Source organism: Pseudoalteromonas sp. GCY (assembly GCF_016695175.1).
In the GTDB taxonomy this organism is placed as follows: domain Bacteria; phylum Pseudomonadota; class Gammaproteobacteria; order Enterobacterales; family Alteromonadaceae; genus Pseudoalteromonas.
Window position 1 is genome coordinate 555,939 of the sequence record NZ_CP068022.1, and the last position, 20,984, is coordinate 576,922.

The following is a 20,984-nucleotide window of genomic DNA, read 5'->3' on the forward strand; positions in this document are numbered from 1 at the left end:
CGAGTTCGCGTTTGCCGTCCGTTGCCAATGCGAAACCACTGTAATTAATCTTGCTAATCTAAATGGTTAGGTAAACGCTCAAACGCATAAAGATCCTGTTCGTGAGCGGTTACTTCATCCTTAACCGCTGTATATATTCATTTGAAATTAGATGTAAACGAATGCTGAGAGTATTAAACCCGAAAATCCGTGCGTTTTGTAGTGATTTGCGTCAAATCCAGGTGTTTTTACCACCAAAGTGTTAGATATTTTTTGCCAGACTATTAACACAAGGGTTAAACCAAACCCATAAAAGTAACAAATATAGATGAGCTAGCCTATTACAACGCATTACAGCTAGTTTTATCACTTTGCTGGCTTAGCTGGTGTTTTGGCTGCTGTTAGCTCGGTGCAGAGGTACTGCGCTACCTTACTTTGTATGATGTTTTACTTTTAGAGCGACTGTGCAAGGTGTCTATTCGGTTTACAACTTTTCCACATTCACCTACATTGGAAATGTAGCTTGGGTTTCAACAGGAAAGTGGCATGCACTTCAAAAATAAAATAACAAACGAGCGTTCTTATAATACCGGTGGTAGTGAGGCGAGTAGCCTTGAGAGCGACCGTGGGCGTATTATCAACAGTGCTGCGCTTAGACGACTGCAACAAAAAACCCAAGTGTTTCCGCTTGAGCGTAATGCGGCTGTGCGTTCGCGCTTAACGCACTCGCTGGAGGTGCAGCAAAACGGCCGTTACATTGCTAAAAAAATTGTTGATGCGCTGGGACTGCAAGGTAAGCAAAATTTGCTGCAATATGAAGATAAAAACTGCCAGCAGGTGGATTTGTCTGAGTGTTTGATTACTCTGTCTGAAATGGCCTGTTTGATGCACGATATTGGTAACCCTGCGTTTGGTCACTTTGGCGAGGCCGCTATCAATGATTGGTTTAAGCGCTATTTGAGCCAGCATCAACAGTTTGCAAAAAGTGCTCGGGCGGCGCTTAGGTATGGCTCAAAGGAGAGCAAAGCGTCGGATCTGGCGGTGCTGAATCAAGAAATGGAGTTACTGCTCGATATTTGTAGTTTTGAGGGTAACGCCCAAGCCATTCGCGTTATTCATACGCTTTCTCGACTTAATCTTACCTATTCACAATGTGCCACTGTGATGAAGTATACCCGCTGCGCGACTACACCTAAATCAACCGTGGCCATCGATAAGTCTTATCTGCAAAAGAAAGCGGGATACTATTTTAGTGAAAGTGGTTTTGTCAGTGAGCTGTGCGACAAATTGCAGATCCAAGTGGGTAATCGCCACCCTGTGACTTATATCATGGAGGCGGCTGACGATATTGCTTATTGCCTTGCTGATATGGAAGACGCTGTAGAAAAAGGCATTATTAGCGTAGATGAGTTAACGGGCTGTTTAATAGAGGAATATCAAAATATCGCCGCTGGGTTTGGGATCACCGATGACAAGCTGTTAGAGCTTATGAGTAAAAAGCTGCACTATGCCAATGACAAAGCCAGCAAGCATATGGCGAATTTTGATAATGAGTTTTTTATTTGGCTCCGCGTGGGGTTGTTGCACCCGCTTGCAGAACATGCCAAAACGCGTTTTATCGACAACCTTGATGCGATCTACGAAGGGAGTTTTAACGCTTCGTTACTGGAGGATAACAGCCACCTCCATGCCATTGTAAAGTCGTTGAAAACGGTGGCGGCCAACAAGGTATTCTCGAATAAAGAAGTCGAGCAGTTAGAGCTTCAAGGCTATAAGATCACCAGCAGCATATTGAATGAATATCAGCGGGTGCTTGATTTACACGCCGACGAGTTTCACGCAGCATTAAGTGGCGACCATGACTTTGCGATAGAGTCGCGATTGATTAATCGAATTTCCAAAAAGTATGTTGCGGTATACCGCGAGACGGTCGCGCAGCTTAGTGAGGCTGAGCAAGCCGAGCCGATTTTTGAGTTTTATTATCGCTGCCGCCTTATTCAGGATTTTATTAGCGGTATGACTGACCAATTTGCTTATGATACCTACCGTGCCTTGACCGCGTTGGATTGAGGTTGATGTTTGAGGGAGTGATCGCCGATTTTGTTGAAAAGATCGCCGCGTAAAGCGGCTTATATGGACTCCTCCAATTGTACAAGCCATTTTTAGCATTATTAGTGTGATTGCGTGCTTATATCCGGGCTCTTGATGAGGTGCTACCTCGGCCTCTTTGATGTATTCGCGCCCTTGTGCCTTATCTCCTACGCGGTATTTGTATACACCTGCGGTTTAACAGGCTCTCAAGGGTGGGTCTCACCGCTTAATGCTCTATCTTGGCTTGTTCAATACTGGGGGTAATCTCAGTATACTTTTTGCTTTCTTTTTCTGTTTATCTTGATTTTTTCTTCTGTTACTCAGTGCTATGCCGCTAAGATTTTTGGCTCGTATGTTGAACCGTTTTTAAGTAAGGCATAGGCAGTTCTAACCGTTTTGTTGGCCAATGCAATGGCAACACATTTCACGCTTTTCTTGGCGAGTAGGTTTTTTATCCAGCGTTCTTTCTCTGTGGTCGCTTCTTTATGTTTTAGCCTGCTGACTACCGTTCTTGCACCGAGAAACAGGTTTTTCCTTAATGTATTGCCTCGTCTTTTGGGGATATGCCCTATCTTGGCTTTTCCGCCTGATGAGTGCTGGGTCGGTGTAACACCTGCACATGCTGCAGCCCCTCTGGCATCACTAAATTGTGAAGTATTGCCTAAAAAGGATAGCAGCTCTATCGCGGTAATTGGGCCAACGCCTTCTAATGCCATTAAACGCTGGCAACTGTCATTTTGCTTGGTTATCGCTTCAACTTGTTTATGTAGCTGTGCTTTAGCGTTGCTTTGTGTTTTATATAGGTCATAACTCACCGCGAGTGCTTGTTTTAATGCGATAGGGAGCGCATTTTCAGCATCTTCTAAAATATCTGGAACCGCTTGTGTTAACGCTGCATCGCCTTGATTAATGACAACACCAAACTCTAATAGCAATCCACGTATTTGATTTGAAAGCTGGGTCTTTTGTTTATCTACTAAGGTTCTCGCTTGGCTCAGTGACTGCAACGTTTGCTCTTCAACTGTCATGATTTTACAGGGCTTCACGTTGTATGCTTGGCTTGCACTGGCAATGGCGAGGACATCGTTTGCATCGGTTTTTTGGCCTTGCCTAAACGCTTTTACGAACTTAGGGGGAAGCAACATGACGTCGTGCCCCAGTGACAGTGCTTTGCGAGCAATATGCTGGGCGCTACCACAAGCTTCCATCACGACCTTTGAACCCTCGGTTTTTGCTAGCAACTCAAGCATAGGTTCGCGTTTCATTGGCTTATTAAACTTGAGTTTATTGCCTTTCAGCTGTGCCACCTGGAAAATGTTTTTTGCCAAGTCGATAGCAATTAAATTAGACTGTGTCATGTATGGACTCCTTATTTGGTAAAAGTGTTTTGCAATATCTTTATACCGTACTCTCCCGATAAGGGGGAGGAGTCCATACATCTCCTACCAGCGGTGACATTTGAGGAGTTATCCAGCGGTAATGATATGCGGTGGGAGTGGGTTTACCCCACGATTTTGTTGAAAAGATCGCGGAGTAAATCCGCTCCTACTACATATTCAAACTCTTAGTAGGAGCCGCTTTATGCGGCGAGCATTAGAAAAAAGACCACCGCGTAAAGTGCTTCCTACGTGCTAAACGGTAAACTCCCTTGCATTGTCGTTGAGGCGGTGGCTGGTTTGCTCTAACTGCTCAACAATGGCCATAAACTCATTCATCCGCTTAATCGCTTCTTTAGAAATATCACTCAGACCATTGATATTGGTGTTAATGTCTTCGGTTACCGATAACTGCTCTTGTGAAGCAGTGGCAACACCTTGAGTCAAGTCTTTGATTTTGCTTACAGCTTCAAAGATGCTATCAAGCACTTCGGAAGATACCATCACCTGCTCTTCCGTCGCTTGCACTTGATGCTGGCTTTGCTGAATAGCGGTATTCGCACTCCCCGCTTTGGTTTGCAGCTGGTTGATGATATCGCGAATTTCTTCTGTGGATTTTTGGGTTCTCTGTGCAAGGGTCCTTACTTCATCTGCAACAACAGCAAAACCGCGGCCTTGCTCTCCCGCCCTTGCCGCTTCGATGGCAGCATTTAATGCAAGCAGGTTAGTTTGCTCTGCAATAGCCTGGATCACGCTCACTACATTTGACACTTGGTCACTTTGCTCAGTCAACTCAGAGATAATATTCGCAGTTTCGTCAAAGCGCACTGACAAATCACTAAATTGCTGACTGGTTTGCGACATCACTTCCATCCCCCGCTGTGCTTCAAGTTCAACCTGATTGGCATAATCTGCGGTACTCACTGTACTGGACGTGACCTCATTGAGTGTTGCGGTCATTTCTTCCGCAGCCGTGGCGATGGTTTCAAGACGGGCGTTTTGTTCTTCACTTATCTCTTTATTACTGCGAATAAAGTGCGCCACTTCTTTGGAAGATTGTGACATCGCGCCACCAGCTGAGCCGATATTCTTTACCGTATTTTTAAAACTACTAAGCATACGATTTACGACACTGGCTACCGCTTTAATCTCAGTCGCGCCGCTTTCGTCTACCGTTTTTCTGAGATCGTTTGAACTACCTATTTCTTCAAAAGTTCTACCAAGTAACTCTATCGGTTTCACAATACGACGACGAACTAAATACACACCGAATAAGCTGAAGCATACGGTTATCACTAACATCACCATAGCCCACAAAACATAAGACTCTACAGCACTGTGGGCTTGCACAACGTTTTGCTTGGTGCGGTTTTCAAGTTCAGTGAAAAACGATTCAACCGGCTTCATAATGTTGGCTTTATAGCGATGATAATCATCACTGTGAGTAAGCTTAACCGCTTTGTTCAAATCGGGCTCGCCTTGAATGGTGTACTTACCAGCACTATCTTTAAACTTACCTTTTACGGCGTTCATGGCTTCAACTTCTAATGCAACAAGGCCATCGGAATTGGCTTGTGCCTCACTTAAGTAGTTGAGCTCCTTTTGGCTAAAACCCGCCGCTTTCATGGCATCGAGTAATACCTCCCGTTGACCATCTGGTTTTGGTTTCTCGCCATAATTAAGCACCAGATCCCAATAAATTTTATGGTAGCCTTCAGGCCTTGGCTTTTCACCATTACGAATCGCTAATACATCCATATACATCTTTTCGTATTTATCGTTGCCAGTTACCGCATAGGTTCTGCCCAATCGCGTTAAATCGTCGGAGCTTTGTCTTAATTCGTCGGCCAGTTGATAGGCTTTATAACGGTTGTCTGCCATTTGTTCGAAATCAAGCAACGCGTTATACATGTTGACAACCAAAAGGGTAACGATAACGACAAAAACAATAATACCACCGAAGATAGCGGTCATGAGGATACGGATAGAGTTTAACTTCATGATTCTAGCCTTTATTGAAGCGTTCATAATAAAGACTAGTGCAGGGGTTGAGATTCTTCTAGCATAGAATTAGGAACAAACGGAGTTAACATAATAACAGTGAGAACCAAATCAAAAGATCGCGGGGTGAACCCGCTCCTACCATATACTCAAACCCGTGGTAGGAGACGCTTTAGGCGGCGAGCATTAGAGACAAGATCGCGGGATAATTAAAAAAAGATCGCGGAGTAAATCCGCTCCTACCACATACTCAAATCCGTGGTGGGAGCTGCTTTAGGCGGCGATCATTAGAGACGAGCTCACGGGATGAACCCGCTCCTACCATATACTCAAACCCGTGGTGGGAGCCGCTTTAGGCGGCGAGCATTAGAGACAAGATCGCGGGATAATTAAAAAAAGATCGCGGAGTAAATCCGCTCCTACCATATACTCAAACCCTTGGTAGGAGCTGCTTTAGGCGGCGATCATTAGAGACGAGCTCACAGGTTGAACCCGCTCGTACCACAATTAACACCGCTTAAATACTGGCAGGCATGCCCATGCAGCTTGCATAATAGGTGGTCGTTGCAGGCCAATCAGAGAATACGCCGATTACGCCAACCTCTTTGGCCAATACATCTAGCACTTTAAAGGTATCGCCATCATTATTTATCATCGCCGCACCTGACAGACTGCCGTTGATGCTTTGGTAGTACCAACCACCGCCGCTGGCTAGGTGGCCAGAGCGCTCTAGTGTCCAAGTGATGATCCCAAGCCCTGCGGCTTTTGCAGCTTTGGCATAAGGTGAGGGTACGATTTCTCCTCCTTCTTCGGTTAATAACATCCAAAGTGGCGGTGCGATAATGTTAACGCCATCCGCTGCAAGCTCTTCCATCGTTGGTGACAATAGCTCCGGGTTATGCACGATTTGCTCTGCTGATACCATGGTTTCATTGTCTACTGCTTGCGCTTCGTATCTGTCGTCCAAATACACAGCCTGTGCGCCAAACTCTGGATTTTCTTTTATCCAATAGACGACATCGTCACGATTAAATGACTGCGCCCATACATTTTTTGGATCTACATTTGCAGCTTTATATTCGTCTATCATTTTTTGTGCGTAGGCTTCTTGTGTAAAACCGTCAAAAGGCATAGCGACAGACGGAGTCTTCAGCTCTGGCGTCATTTTCACGCCTAAACTTTTAAATAACTCGATGCTCTGAGCATGAGTCATTAGGGTGCCACGGCTCGAATATAAGTCAGTGCGCCAATTTGCCGTGCCATCCATATATTCCTCTACGGTTGTCGCCATTGAGTTCGCGGCATCCATTTTACCTTTTAATGTCTTAAACTCGGCCAAAGTAATGTCGCTAGTACAACACATAGCTTGGGCTGCAATCCCATTTTCAGGATCGCCAGGTACAAATGGGGTCGTACATTTTTGGCCTAAATCCGTTGCTAAAATATTTGTTGTAGTGTGTAAATCACATTGTGAGTGGCGACAAACCAGCTCTTTGTCTTTAGTAAAGGCAACGTCACACTCTAAAATCCCAGCACCCATTTTAGCGGCCGCAATATAAGATTCTTTGGTGTGTTCAGGAAACTGCATTGGCGCACCACGGTGTCCAATTGAAAAGTCTGTTTTATAAAAAGGCCCGTTAGCACACTGCTCAAGCTTGGTTTTGAGTGCACTGTCTTCCATATCTTGAATTAAGAAATCAGGACGTGTGCCCACTTGCATGGCACTTGCGCTACCTGCTGGCACTTCCACAATTACCGGAACTTCAACTACTTTTATTTCAGTCTCCGTTGTGATCACCGGCTTTTCAACCTGTACAACCTCCACAGAATCATCATCACATGCACTCAGTAATAATGCAGCTACGAGCGCAGAACAAACGCTTATCTTATTCATTGTAATACCAATGTTATTTTAAAGAAGGCTTACGCTAGACGCTTTGCATTACGATTATGGGAACAAATCATGATTTTTTTGTTACATTTTTTTAACTAAATATAACTACCCTGACTGGATAATGGTTGTAATTGGAATATAAAGAAAAAGAGCCTGCACTTAACAGACTCTTTGATGCGAGATAATTATCTAAGCGATTAATTAACTATTTGGCCTCTTAACTCACCACTTGGATTTGCTGGTGTATGTACATTCACGTAGTGACCACCGCCTGCCAGAATCGCAAATATTTCCGCTGTCAATGCTGCATTGGCCGGAGCCATCCAACGATTGGCATCACTACTATCTTGCATTAACGTTAGTAAAACAGGGCCGTTTTCACCAGTAATACCAGTATGTATATGCGCAGCCGTTGCATCGGCAACACCTGAGGTGAGGACTTGTAATTCAAGGTCAAAGCCATTTCGATTTACCAAAGCATATCCACTACCAGTGGCTGTGGTTGTAACGGCTGGGACTTCTTGCTCGCCACTCAATGGAAACGCTACCAAAGTGTAGTTGTCAGTGAGGATCTGCCCACGGAGTTCACCACTCGCATTCGCTGGTGTATGCACATTAACATAGTGACCACCTGATGCGAGTACCGCAAAAATCTCGGCATTGATCATGGTGTTGTCTGGCGTCATCCACACATTCATATCATCGGTGCTTTGCTCAAGGCCAACTAAAACATCACCATTCATGCCAATTCGACCAGTATGAATATGTGCTGCCGTTGCATCTTCAACACCGCTAGTGACAACTCTGAGTTCTACTTCATAGTTATCAGTGTTAACAAGGGCATAGCCGTCCCCTGAAGCCATTGTCGATACCGCAGGAACCTCTTGCTGACCTGAAAGCGCAAATGTAGCGAGTGCATAATTGCTGGTAAGAATTTGGCCACGTAACTCACCACTGGGATTGCTAGGGGTATGGACATTAACATAGTGGCCGCCCGATGCGAGTACCGCAAAAATCTCGGCATTGATCATGGTGTTGTCTGGCGTCATCCACACATTCATATCATCGGTGCTTTGCTCAAGGCCAACTAAAACATCACCATTCATGCCAATTCGACCAGTATGAATATGTGCTGCCGTTGCATCTTCAACACCGCTAGTGACAACTCTGAGTTCTACTTCATAGTTATCAGTGTTAACAAGGGCATAGCCGTCACCGGATGCCATTGTTGCTACTGCTGGCACTTCTTGTTTGCCGGATAAGTCAAACGTAGCAACTGCGTAATTGTCAGTCAGAATTTGGCCTCGGATCTCACCATTTGGCTGCTCTGGCGTGTGAACATTGACGTAGTGTCCACCCGAGAGCAAAACATTCAACGTCGCTTCGTCGATCATCGTGTCATCGGGCGTTACCCAATCTGTCATTACTTCGTCGTCCTGCTCTAACACCACAAGTACATCGCCGTTCATACCAATGCGGCCAGTGTGAATATGTGCAGCAGTGGCATCATCAACGCCCATAGTGACCGCGCGAAGGTAAAGCTCGCCATCAGCGCTGTCGTATGACGCATAACCATACCCCGTGGCACTACTTTCATTCATTGGCACCTGTTGTGAGCCATCTAATTTGAAGGTGATCACGCTTACCGTGTCAGGCACGATCTGGGCTCGTAACTCGCCGTTTGGAAAGGCCTCGGTGTGTAGATTGATATACCAATCACCGTCCAGCATATCCTCAATTAGATCCTCAGATAGATCTGTGATTGGAATACTCACCTTATTGTCATCTGATGCTTCAAAGGCGAATGCCACATCGCCATTCGCCCCCAAATCACCATCGTGAATATGTGCAGCACTAAAACCTTCGACGTTGCTGTAGTCGAGTGTTGCTCTGAATTGCATCAGATTTTCATCAAGTTCAACTGTTGCGGAAGCGGTTTGCATTGACGTATTCATCGGCACTTCTTGCTTTCCTGATAACATCAATTCAAAGGTCTTAGTCGCTGAAAACTCTTGGACTGGCGGCGGTGGCGGAGGTGTAACCGTATCGTTATCGTCGTTATCGCTACATGCCATTAGAAGCATGAGGCTGGCACTTACTATAAACTTTTTCATTATACTCATCCTGTAGACTCGGTTAAAAAGAATGACTTTTGTCACCCATAGCTAACCCTTACGAACAGGTTTGAATAAAAGTTCATCAAATTTGCAAAATTATTGTATATATTTTGTCTGTACCTAATTGCACCAATCGCAATACCAACTTTTGCCTGATCATCTATTGATACCTATGGTACTAACGCTTGAATGGCATTACATCCAGCTCAGTGATATCAATGAATTTCTCACAATAATTGTGAAACCTCATTGCCATATAAGAGTCATCTTTTTGTGATTAAGTAGCAGCTTTAACAATAATAATCAGGATATTTTATGTTTAAGCACTCACTTATCGCGCTCTCTTTGCTTTCTCTTCTCACTGGCTGTTCACTTGATGGTGACGATGGCGCCACGGGTTCGCAAGGGCAACAAGGCGTTGCCGGACAAGATGGTAACGATGGACAAAATGGTACAAATGGCTCCGACGGCCAAGATGGAGCAAACGGACAAGACGGAACCAATGGCACTAACGCCAATAGCATGCTTGAAATAAGTCTTGTGGGACGCGCAGTACTTAATGCAGAAAGCCCTGAAGGCGCCGCTGAAATTGTCGCTTACCAAGCTTCCAAAAAATGGATATATGCCATTAATAGTTCAGGCAGTGCCGCTGTGGTTGAAGTTATTCCAGCAACCAGCTTTGATACGGCCGCTCTGGTCAAAAATAATGAAGGTGTTATTACCGCTACAAATTTAACATCAGCCATGACAATCAACTTAAACGACAATACCCCCGGCGACGCTAACAGCATTGCAGTTGACGAAAACAACCAACTATTGGCGGTTGCAATGGCTGCCAAGACTACGGGTGACGCAGGACAAATCGCTTTTTATGATATCTCAGGTGCAACCCCTACCTTTGTTAAAAATGTAACGGCGGGTGCATTACCTGATATGGTTACCTTTACTCATGATGGCAGCAAAGTCGTGGTCGCAAATGAAGGGGAACCCGCAGGTGACTACAGCGTTGATCCTGAAGGTAGCATCAGCATTATCAACATTACAAACGGCGTAGTTGCAAATACAGCAACACAATTAGACTTTAGCGCATTTAACACCAAGCAAGCTGAGCTAGAAGCACAAGGCATTGTCTTCGCCAATCCAACTGGTCGCACTATCAATGGCAAACTTATTAATACGACAGTTGCGATGGATTTAGAACCGGAATATGTCACCATCTCTAAAGACAACCGCTTCGCATATGTTTCAATCCAAGAAAACAACGCACTCGCTATCGTAGATCTAAATGACAATAGCCTTAATTTAGTCGGTTTGGGATTCAAAGACTGGTCTAATTACACCATGGATGCCTCGGATAAAGATAAAAAGATCAATTTTAAAAAGTATCCCGGTCTTTACGGCATGTATCAGCCAGACACTATCTCCAGCTACACGTGGAAAGGCGCTAACTTTATTGTCTCTGCTAATGAAGGTGATGGTAGAGAATACTTTTTTGATGCTGCCGATGAAGCCGACTGCACCGCAAAAGGTGGCCTAGATTACGATAAAGACGATGGCTGTTTAGCGTACATTGATGAGAGCCGTGCCGAAGATCTTACCTTAGCAAGCAACTTTGCCTATCTCAATAATGACGATGACGACATTGGTCGCCTTAAAGTTACAACGGTGAAAGGCGATGAAAATAATGACGGCCAATATGAAGCGCTGTACACCTATGGTGCACGTTCATTCACCATTTGGGATAGCAACGGCCTTGTGGTGTTTGACTCTGGCGATCAAATCGAGCGGATCACAGCCTCCGTGCATGGCGCACAATTTAACAATGATGAAGATACCAATGAAGGCGATACGCGCTCCGATGCAAAAGGCCCAGAGCCGGAAGCACTAGCGCTAGGTCAAATTGGTGAACGCACTTTTGCATTCGTTGGCTTAGAGCGCATGGGTAGTATCATGGTTTACGATATCACCAACCCTTACGATGTTAAGTTTGAAGATTATTTTTACAACCGCGGATTAGTTGAAGATGCCGAAATCAGTGGCGACTTAGCCCCAGAGGGCATGGCATTTATTCCTGCCGACAAAAGTGCAACTGGCGAAGCCTTATTGGTGATCGGTAATGAAATTTCCGGCTCAGTTGCGGTATGGCAAATCGCTGAAAAATAAATCATTCACATTATGTTGCAGTGGGAGGCGCTCTATGTGCCGATCTTGATGAAAAGATCGCGGGGTAAACCCGCTCCCACACCATATTCAAGCTCTTGGTAGGAGGTGCTTTACGCGGCGATTATTGGGGAAAAGATCGCGGGGTGAACCCGCTCCCATAACACATTCAAGCTCTTGGTGAGATGCGCTTTACGCGCCGATTATTGGGAAAAAGATCGCGGGATGAATCCGCTCCTACAACATATTCAAGCTCTTGGTGAGATGCGCTTTACGCGCCGATTATTGGGAAAAAGATCGCGGGATGAATCCGCTCCTACAACATATTCAAGCCTTTGATGGGAGCCACTTTATGCGGCGATTAATGGGGAAAAGCTCGCGGGGTGAACCCGCTCCCACAACATATTCAGGCCCTTGGTGGGAGGTGCTTGACGCGCCGATCTTGATGAAAAGATCGCGGGGTGAACCCGCTCCCACAACACATTCAAACCCTTGGTGGGAGCCGCTTTACGCGGCGAGCTTTAGGTTATTCTGACAATCCTTTGACCGTATTTGTGAGGTTTTCTGCGCCTTGCTTTATTTCATTCATCACTTTATTCACTTCGTCGATTTGTGCAAGACCGAGCTCGGTGCTTTCAGACACCGTATTCATCAGTGCGGTGGCTTCTTTAGTTAACACTTCATTCTGATTTACCACATCATTGATTTCGTTGGTCGACTGCGAAGTACGTGCGGCTAAACTTCTTACTTCATCGGCTACCACCGCAAACCCTCTTCCCTGCTCACCCGCTCTGGCAGCTTCTATCGCTGCATTTAACGCAAGTAAGTTAGTTTGCTCTGCAATCGCACTGATGGTAGACACAATTGCCGAAATCCCTTTTGACTGTTCATTAAGCTGTGCTATTGCGGCCATTGCACTTTGTACTTGATTAGAAATAAGTCCAGAGGTACTGACAGACTCTTGCAGCAGCAAACTCGCACGGGCCGCTATTTGCTCGGTTTGCTCTGATGTCACCTGCGCAACCTCAGCAGCTTTTGCGACTCGATGCGCTTTTTGCACACGCGCCGTGATATTTGTTGCAAACTTTATCACTTTAATGACTTTGCCATGTTCATCAAAAATAGGGTTATATGTTGCTTCAATCCAAATATCTTCGCCATGTTTACCTAAGCGATGAAAGCGACCACTTTTATGCTGGCCTTTTGCCAGCTCTTGCCAAAAATGTGGCTGCTCTTTATAAAAGCTGTCGTCACAGAACATTCGATGATGCTGACCTTTAATCTCACTGAGTTTATAACCCACAGTTGCCGTGAAATTTGGATTCGCATCTAAAATAACGCCCTCGGGTGTAAACTCTATGGTCGCCATGGATTTATTGAGTGCGTTAGCTATCGCTTCTTGTGCTGTTATGGTGAGTTTTTCTGCTGTGATGTCATTCGCAATTTTAACAATACGGGTGACTTTGCCATTTTCTTCAACCGGAAAATAGGTAGCATCAAGCCAAACTATGTCACCTGTTTTGGTAAAGCGCTCAAAATTACCAAACTGAGCTTGGCCACGCTTAAGGCTTGCCCAGAAACTGCGATATTCTGAAGAGTTTACATAGTCCTTATGGCAAAAAATACGATGGTGCTGCCCTATCACTTCAGCCTCAGTGTAACCCACGACAGCGAGAAAATGTTGATTTACCGCTGCTATTTGGCCATCGGGTGTAAACTCAATTTTTGCGATCGCTTTATCAATCGCAGAAAGTAATGCCCGAGCACGGTTAAGTTCAGCGGTCAAATTTTCAACTTCTTGATTTGGCTTTCGAAAAAAGTTCATAAGCTATTCCGTAACAAACAATATGCATGACTGCATTATTATCATAATTTTGGTAATAAAGTATGGAATATAGATAAGAAAGTGGAATTTGGCGTTCTAGCATACCCACCAAAATAAAAACAAGCCGCGCGCTTACTACACAAGCAGCGCGACTTGGCATTATATCAATTGTATTGACTAGCCAGCGCTTTGGTTAACTACTTCTGTACCGTTAGACGGTAGTCACCCGCACCGCTGTATGAGTAAATCAAGATGCGGTAATAACCTGAATTTGCCGTATAGTTAATTGACTCTTGTGAGGTTGGCGTCTCCGAAATGGCAACTTGTTGCCATGCACCACCTTGCCAAGCTTCGAGTTTTAAATCGAAGTCTGCGTTCGTCGGTCCCTCTAAAGTAAGTGCTATTGTACCACCGCTGTACTGAAACCAACTGCCGTCAGGTTGTATAGCTTGTTGCTTGTCCGCTAAGTATCCAGTATAAACATCTCCCGCTGGAGGTGGGGTTGTACTGCCGCTCACTGTAAATTGGATCTCTGCAGCGGGATCAGAAATATTGCTGATGGACAAGCCTGAGTCGCTTCCATTCCACCATAGCGCATTCGTCCCTTTGCTACTCAACGCATTCGGCAGTGTGGCACTAAACTCTCCTGCCACATCAAATAAATCGCCATTATCCCCACGGTTGCGACCATTTTCAGGATCTCGTTTGGCATCACCATGCTCCATTTGGATATACGGATACCATTCATTCGAGTTATTGCCCGCAGAATCAACGTGCCAAATAGCCAAACCTGAATCGAGTTGCTCTGAGTTTTGTCCCGATTGATGAATAGCCTCAATGTAAAAGGCTTCATTCGCGTTACTTGGGTTGGTCCATTTATATGAGCTATTAGCGCCCGAAATATGACTGAGCCTTCCCGTTGGGGCATTAGCATTTACGGCTGGATTAAGTTCAGTTACCGTATCCCAACCAGCTATTGCTCTAAAGTGTGCGACAGGTGGCGTCGGCTTAAAACGGTTGGAAGCACCAATCGCGCCAAATCCCATAACACCAAAACTTGCGACTGAGCCCTCTGAGCTGCCATCATAATCATAAAGATCGGGCCAATTTGTGATTAAGTGACCTGACTCATGTACAAAGGTGCCAATTGCAAGGCTATTTCCCATATCCGTGATTTGATAGCGATCGGTACACACGCCATCAGCACAAAAACGCGGACTGAGTCTTGCCATATGTGGCCACAGACCTTTAGACCATGCACTATCAGAGTTGCCAGCATAAAAAATATTTAACCCTCGGATCTGCCCACTACTATTTGTAGTTAGTGAACTAAAATCAAATCCTTGTTGAAATTCAAGCCAATTTAGCGCTTCTTTTATAAGTTCCTGCGAGCGTACCGTTGAGCTTAATGCGCTATCCGCATAATACGCTTTGTTTTTCTTTGCGGTGTAATAAGCCGTTACCGTATTGGTATAATCCAGCTTGCCTCCAGAGACCGACGAAAAATACCCTCTTACTGACTGCGCGTTACCAAATTCATTGTAATTTTGGTCATTTAAAAAGCGCTCAACTTGCGCTTTTGTGATAGTGCCGCGCTCATCTGGGAAATCAATGATGATAGTTAACCCTTTTACTTGACCGCTGATCTCAGCATTCAACGCCGTTTCATTGTTATTGCGTTCAAACTGATGCGTATGTACCAAGTCGACAGGTGCTTGGTTTTGACCCAACATTACCTGCTGTGCCGCTTTTACTTTTTTTGCAATAGCAGCGGATGATAATCCTTGCTGCATAGCATCTACTGAGTGACGTTGCATGCCCCGCTTACTGCGTTTGGTCACAAGCTTACCTGTTGATATAAGCTGCTCACCATCAGCTGAAACCTGAGCGTAAGCCATGCCTTTGAGCGAGGTATCATACACCACAAGCTCGCCGTCAGGTGTACGCTGCTGAGCAAAGTACGTATTACCATTAAGAACAAGAGTGATCACCTCACCACTTGGTTGGGTAAATTGATACTGTTCATTTTTATAAGGTATCGCCGCGTTTACTGCGACACTGGTTGCCAATAATGACGTTGCAATAATTGCTGATGTTAATTTCATTTTTCCTTTCCTAGGTTACATGTTGTACAACCCATTAACATACAGAACAGATACAAAATTGCAACAACCATCGGACCATTTAAGGTACAAAATTCATCAACTAGATAAATAACAAATAGTTACACTGGTTGTAATTCAATCGTTTTAGAAGCATTTATATTTCAAAGTGAGCAAAAAAAGCTCGTTTAAACTATTTTTTTCAATTTTTGGTTTACAAGTACTAAACATTACATTAGCATTGGTCTCGTTCCTTTGGGGCTGCACCTTTTTACCTGCGTATCTAGGCGTGCCTAAAGTCACAATTGAACTCCCGAGAAGTAGAGCTTGCCGACTGGGATGTTGGCATTATTGGGATTTCCTTGGCACAGCTTGTTGCTATTGGAGTTTTTATGCAGGCCAGATGGCCTGCTTTTTTTTTGTCCAAAATTCGCCATCTAAGCTTTATACCAATTGCCGAGTGCAACTCAACTGGTTAAACTCAAAGCACATGTTCCTGATTTGATGTAAACCATGTCGGCACTACGTAAACCCGTTTCGGTATTGGTCGTAATATACAACGAGCATAATGAGTTTTTGCTATTACAAAGAGCAGACGATAAACACTTTTGGCAATCAGTCACTGGGGGAGTAGATCCCGGTGAAACTCCAATCACTACCGCGTATCGAGAGTTAAAAGAAGAGACCGGTATTGACGCTGCGGCGCTTGGGATCACCATCCACTCGCATAATAAAACGAATCAATACACTATAAGACCACAGTGGCGCCATCGTTATGAGCCGGGTGTTACCATAAACACTGAGCATGTTTTTAGTATCCAAGTACCGTCAGGGATCAGTGTGGTACTCGCTGAAGATGAACATACAGACTTTATTTGGCTTAACAAAACACACGCTTGTGAACGCGTCTGGTCTCCAAGCAATCGACAGGAAATAGAACTCATAGGAGTATGATTGAGCTATGTTTACGACATTAGGATCTTTACAAACACCATGTTTAGTTGTTGATAAAATTGCTTTTTTACATAACCTTTCGCGTATGGAAAAGCATCTTGATGCTTTTAATGTGGCCCTTCGCCCACATTTGAAAACGGTAAAATCCATTGCAGCCGCAAGCTATATTTTGGCCGACAAACAAGCGGGATGTACGGTTTCCACCCTAAAAGAAGCAGAAACATTTGCTGCACAAGGTTACACTAATATCACTTATGCGGTGGGGATCACAGAAGATAAGCTACAACGCGTTCTTGCCCTGATCAACCAAGGTGTCAATCTAACCATACTGCTAGACAGTATGGAACAAGCCATGCTTGTCTCTCAATTTTGCTCGGAAAATGAGTGCACGATTCCTTGCTTGATAGAAATAGACTGCGACGGACATCGCGCAGGACTTAACCCTAAAAACAAAGAAATCGTGACCATCGCAACCATACTGGAAAGCAGTGGTTTATATCGGGGTTTACTAACGCATGCCGGTGGCTCATACGCGTGTAGCACAGCTGAGCAGCTAATACAGTTTGCTGAGAAAGAGCGCTTAGCTGTTGTAGCTGCCGCGTCCATGCTGGAAGAGGCTGGGATCACCACAACAGTGCTGAGTATTGGCTCTACCCCAACGGCACTGTCAACGCAAAACCTCGATGGGATAACAGAAGTACGAGCTGGGGTCTATACATTCTTCGACCTTGTTATGGCTGGTATCGGCATATGTGACATCGAAGATATTGCACTTAGCGTGCTAACACGTGTCACTGGTATCAAGCGTAGTGAAAATAAGCTCTTTATAGATGCCGGCTGGATGGCGCTTTCAAGAGACAGAGGTACTGCGAGTCAAGCGTTTGATTGTGGCTATGGCCTCGTTTGTGACCAAGCGGGTAATTTGCTGCCTGGGCTCAAAGTAACCTCAGCAAATCAAGAACATGGCGTTATTGAATGTGAACCCGGCTTCACCTTACCAGACGTGAAACATGGTGACCTACTACGTATTTTACCAAATCATGCATGTGCAACAGCCGCTCAGCACTCGGGCTATCATGTGTTAAGTCATGATGACATCGAGTTTTGGCCAAGATTTGGGGGGTGGTGACACTCCCTTGCTTACAACGCTCTTTTGGTGCACTGCTCTCTTGAGACCTCAATAAGAGTAGAATAAACAAGTCATATTATACACTTTGGCCTACAATCCATTATACTCGTATACTCTTGGTTTTTTAATTTGTTCTTGGCAGGTTACTGAATTCCAACAATCGGTTTCTGGATAGCGATAATATAACTCTTTAAATATCGGGTTATATTTCTCTCTCACCGCTTTTTGTATTTCTTTTGGAAGCACTGGTAAATAGTAGGTTTTTATGGAATAAATATGCTGTGATACCAAAGTTCCTAAACTGTATCTAGCCTCTTCAAAAAACGAACTCTGACGGTAATATTCTGAGCTATCCGGTGCGAGCTGCTCCATCGCCAAGCTCGCGCGCTCAGCCTCTTTTTCTATTCGAGCCAAAACCGCCTCCAGTGGAACCACTTCAACTGTAAAGGGAATTGGGTCATCAGCTTTGCTTGGGGCTTGGAGCACACGGTGGAATCGCACCCTAGGTTTTCGCATCACATGACCACCGTATTTTCGTCAAACAATTTGTGAATTTGTTTTCAGTATTCGAGGCCCGCGGATAGGCTTGCCGCCAGTGTATTTATCACCGTAGCGCTGTTTAAATTCGACTTCTAGGCGCTACCAGTCGATGAGTTTTGCCAGTTTCACGAGTTCATGACGCGGTGAAACTATATCAATGAACTCGGATTAAACCAGGGTGAGAGCATACTTCGTTAACGACCATTAACCGACGATAAGCTCTGCCCTGAATTCATCGTCAAAGCTGGCCCGAACGCACTTGCCACGTATCGAATCTTTACGACCTGTGTGCTGTTTTAGGAGCGACTACTTAACAAGTAGATAGTGATAATATGGGCGTTATTAGATCAGAAAAAGACCGAGTGTTAAAGCCTTTTTACAAAGTGTGATCCCGCCGTGCGAATTAAACAGGTGCTTTTGCGATGTTTGCATAATTGGTTTTAATTGTGTAATTCAAAAAAGCTGCAATTTGAGGGTAGTAAGATCGTTTAAATCTTCAAAAAATTCAATAAATTAAATTAGCTTCAGGATGGACTATTTATAACAGGTCAGTCTAAGCCTAATTGAACCATGTAGCGATCTACAGCCACTACACAAGAAGAGGCTCAAGCGACGCTATGCAATAGAGCCGATCATCAGGCACATGAAACAAGATAGTCACTGGGTCTTAACCGTTTAAAAGGAAAACCCGGTGACAGACTTAGCACAGTAGGCCAAAACTCCCGTAAAATCCTAACCCGACTGCGGCTTTTTATGCTTGGATTTTATATCAGCTATTAGCAGTGCGACGCGCAGTGTAATACCAGAACTTTCGATAAAGCTAATGCTCAGTCTGGACTGGTTTTGTTCGGCCAGTTTGAACATCAAAACACCAATATTTAGAATCGACTACATATAACAGCATGCTAACTTCCGTGGACATGCAAGAAAGTTATTTCAATTCACCACTTATAGTATTAGTGTAAGTTGGTCATCAATCTGGAGCTCTTCAAACACCGTGACTACAACGGCACCATTAGCGGCATTAATAACTCCATCGTTGACTTGACTGGAAATAAAAGAGCGGATCAATGAACCTCCATATTGACCATTAAAATCAAAAACTCCCCAGACAAAGGGGACTGAGATCGGCTCTAATTCAGCATCAATAGAAGGAAGTAAATCGCTTTCAAAATATTGCTGTACTATCCAATCTTGAGTCTCGTCAATATTTAATATTAACGACTGCCATTTTTCAGCTGTCATAAATCTACCAATATAAACGTCCTTACCTTGTAAAGAGCGACATTTCTTTATCACGAAGTCAGCTTGATTTTTTATAATGTCAATGCTGGATTTATGTTCGAAGCAACCGTTAAGATAGCGATCTAATCGAATAGTCCAAGGGACATTTTGTGTTATCCATTGTTTAATAGACTGTGGTTGTAGATCAAAGATTCGTATATCATGAAGTAAAGCCATAGTTGATTTGTCAGATACTAAGTTATTTAATAATGTGTCCGTACAAAATATTTTTTTTGTTAAATGAGAAACCAACAATTTCTCTTGTAGCTCCCTGCTTATATTATGCTCCATCATTAAAAGAGCATCTATTGGTATTTCATCAAAACACAGTGCGCCGTCCTCCGATATTTGAAGTGACTGCTCCTCACAAATTAAGTGAACCTGACCTTCCTTATATTGCGCTGAACTACGGTAGATATCATCAAAGAAACTCGCGTAAAAATTTCTCTTATTAATATTAATATAGTCCATTTTTGTGATAAAAACACCTATATTTCCACTCAACTTTTCTTTGTCCAAACTGGCCATTTGAACAATAAGAGAGTCAATCATACTCGCAACAACAGAGCGGTACGAAATAACTTCTTGAGAGAATAGGTTAGCTTTCCTAAGATATTCCAGTTGCATTGGGGCTAACATATCAAGCTCCCAGCCACCAATATTAGCTCCACCATTTATTTCCAACAACTTTAATGTACCATTTACTTCTAATACATCATGGCGGAAGATCCCTCTAAAGACATCAAATTTATTATGAGTTAATATTTGGTATAATCTAGGATCACTGTAGTAGTCTAAGAATACATCTCGGTCTTTTGCGCAAATTTCCAAGCTACTTTGCAACGAATTGAACAAACCACTATAAAACTTTTCAAACTGAGTGATTTCTTCGTCTAAAATAAAATAAGAGTTTTCTGAGCTCTGAAAATCCAGTTCTTTTTCATATGGGTTTACTATATTACTTGTAACTCTATCTTTTGTAAAACAAATATAATCAATCAATTTTTTAGTGTAGGTACTTTTCATTACTTTACTTATATAATTATAGTTTTATCTTTTTAATAAATAGCCCACTGCCTTATAACGACTTTCGGGGGGACTGATAGCCTTGGTAGCAAGGCTGTCGAACTAGATTGTAAAGGCAAGAATTTAATACAATAAAATAAATTTAATTTTCCCTCATCCCTTTCGCGTATAACTTCACTTAACACTATTAATAAAAACCAAAAAACGCTCACATTGAGTATATCTATTAGTTCATGTATTACAGTTATTTAATTCTAATTAGCGTCGACTTTTTACTTAACAAAACATCAATTTTTTAGCATAGAAAAATATGTTATCCATATGCATTTTGGCACCTCAACCACTCCGAAAATAATCGCATTACCATTAATAAATATCAAAGCATTTAATTATTTAAATGGTATTTAATATACTCTAGATCATTACATACATAGACCTAACAAGGCACCGTAGCTACATTTCATTTATGACGAACTTAATAGCGGAATTCATTATTTATACGTTTC

At 43.6% G+C, this 20,984-nt stretch carries 12 protein-coding genes; 4 read left to right on the forward strand and 8 right to left on the reverse strand.

The window, feature by feature from the left end; all coding sequences use genetic code 11:
- Positions 1 to 525: 525 nt before the first annotated feature.
- Positions 526 to 2,049: a dGTPase gene (gene dgt / locus JJQ94_RS02205; protein WP_099032044.1), complete on the forward strand. Its 1,524-nt coding sequence runs from the start codon at positions 526 to 528 to the stop codon at positions 2,047 to 2,049.
- Between the two features lie 347 nt (positions 2,050 to 2,396).
- Here the strand turns inward: dgt and JJQ94_RS02210 are convergent, their stop codons facing one another.
- From JJQ94_RS02210 to JJQ94_RS02225, 4 genes are all read right to left on the reverse strand, one after another.
- Positions 2,397 to 3,428 carry an IS110 family transposase gene (locus JJQ94_RS02210; protein WP_201435420.1) on the reverse strand — a complete coding sequence of 344 codons (1,032 nt, stop codon included), beginning with the start codon at positions 3,426 to 3,428 and terminating at the stop codon, positions 2,397 to 2,399.
- A gap of 273 nt (positions 3,429 to 3,701) precedes the next feature.
- A complete protein-coding gene (locus tag JJQ94_RS02215; RefSeq protein WP_099032054.1) occupies positions 3,702 to 5,447 on the reverse strand; it encodes a methyl-accepting chemotaxis protein in 1,746 nt (581 codons plus the stop codon).
- A 517-nt stretch (positions 5,448 to 5,964) separates the two neighbouring features.
- Positions 5,965 to 7,341: a glycerophosphodiester phosphodiesterase family protein gene (locus JJQ94_RS02220; RefSeq protein ID WP_099032053.1), complete on the reverse strand. Its 1,377-nt coding sequence runs from the start codon at positions 7,339 to 7,341 to the stop codon at positions 5,965 to 5,967.
- A gap of 197 nt (positions 7,342 to 7,538) precedes the next feature.
- On the reverse strand, positions 7,539 to 9,455 hold the full coding sequence (locus JJQ94_RS02225) for a CHRD domain-containing protein (protein WP_201435424.1): 1,917 nt from the start codon (positions 9,453 to 9,455) through the stop codon (positions 7,539 to 7,541).
- 318 nt (positions 9,456 to 9,773) lie between these two features.
- Here JJQ94_RS02225 and JJQ94_RS02230 point away from each other — a divergent pair, with 318 nt between their 5' ends.
- Positions 9,774 to 11,621 (forward strand): choice-of-anchor I family protein, encoded by a 1,848-nt coding sequence (locus tag JJQ94_RS02230; RefSeq protein ID WP_099030830.1) that lies wholly within the window; start codon positions 9,774 to 9,776, stop codon positions 11,619 to 11,621.
- A gap of 523 nt (positions 11,622 to 12,144) precedes the next feature.
- Here JJQ94_RS02230 and JJQ94_RS02235 read toward each other — a convergent pair.
- Complete coding sequence (locus JJQ94_RS02235) at positions 12,145 to 13,443, reverse strand: methyl-accepting chemotaxis protein (protein WP_099030828.1); 1,299 nt, start codon at positions 13,441 to 13,443, stop codon at positions 12,145 to 12,147.
- A gap of 197 nt (positions 13,444 to 13,640) precedes the next feature.
- The gene (locus JJQ94_RS02240) at positions 13,641 to 15,548 is read right to left on the reverse strand and encodes a M6 family metalloprotease domain-containing protein (RefSeq protein ID WP_099030827.1); all 1,908 of its coding nucleotides are present in this window, start codon (positions 15,546 to 15,548) and stop codon (positions 13,641 to 13,643) included.
- Positions 15,549 to 16,058: 510 nt separating this feature from the next.
- On the opposite strand from JJQ94_RS02240, the gene nudB reads away from it, so the two are divergent.
- Positions 16,059 to 16,499 carry a dihydroneopterin triphosphate diphosphatase gene (gene nudB / locus JJQ94_RS02245; RefSeq protein WP_039491786.1) on the forward strand — a complete coding sequence of 147 codons (441 nt, stop codon included), beginning with the start codon at positions 16,059 to 16,061 and terminating at the stop codon, positions 16,497 to 16,499.
- Positions 16,500 to 16,506: 7 nt separating this feature from the next.
- Positions 16,507 to 17,628 (forward strand): alanine racemase, encoded by a 1,122-nt coding sequence (locus tag JJQ94_RS02250; RefSeq protein WP_099030826.1) that lies wholly within the window; start codon positions 16,507 to 16,509, stop codon positions 17,626 to 17,628.
- Between the two features lie 90 nt (positions 17,629 to 17,718).
- Here JJQ94_RS02250 and JJQ94_RS02255 read toward each other — a convergent pair whose 3' ends face one another.
- Together JJQ94_RS02255 and JJQ94_RS02260 are read right to left on the reverse strand one after the other, a co-directional pair.
- Positions 17,719 to 18,144: a hypothetical protein gene (locus JJQ94_RS02255; RefSeq protein ID WP_141557614.1), complete on the reverse strand. Its 426-nt coding sequence runs from the start codon at positions 18,142 to 18,144 to the stop codon at positions 17,719 to 17,721.
- A 972-nt stretch (positions 18,145 to 19,116) separates the two neighbouring features.
- Complete coding sequence (locus JJQ94_RS02260; protein ID WP_099030824.1) at positions 19,117 to 20,478, reverse strand: hypothetical protein; 1,362 nt, start codon at positions 20,476 to 20,478, stop codon at positions 19,117 to 19,119.
- Positions 20,479 to 20,984 lie beyond the last annotated feature (506 nt).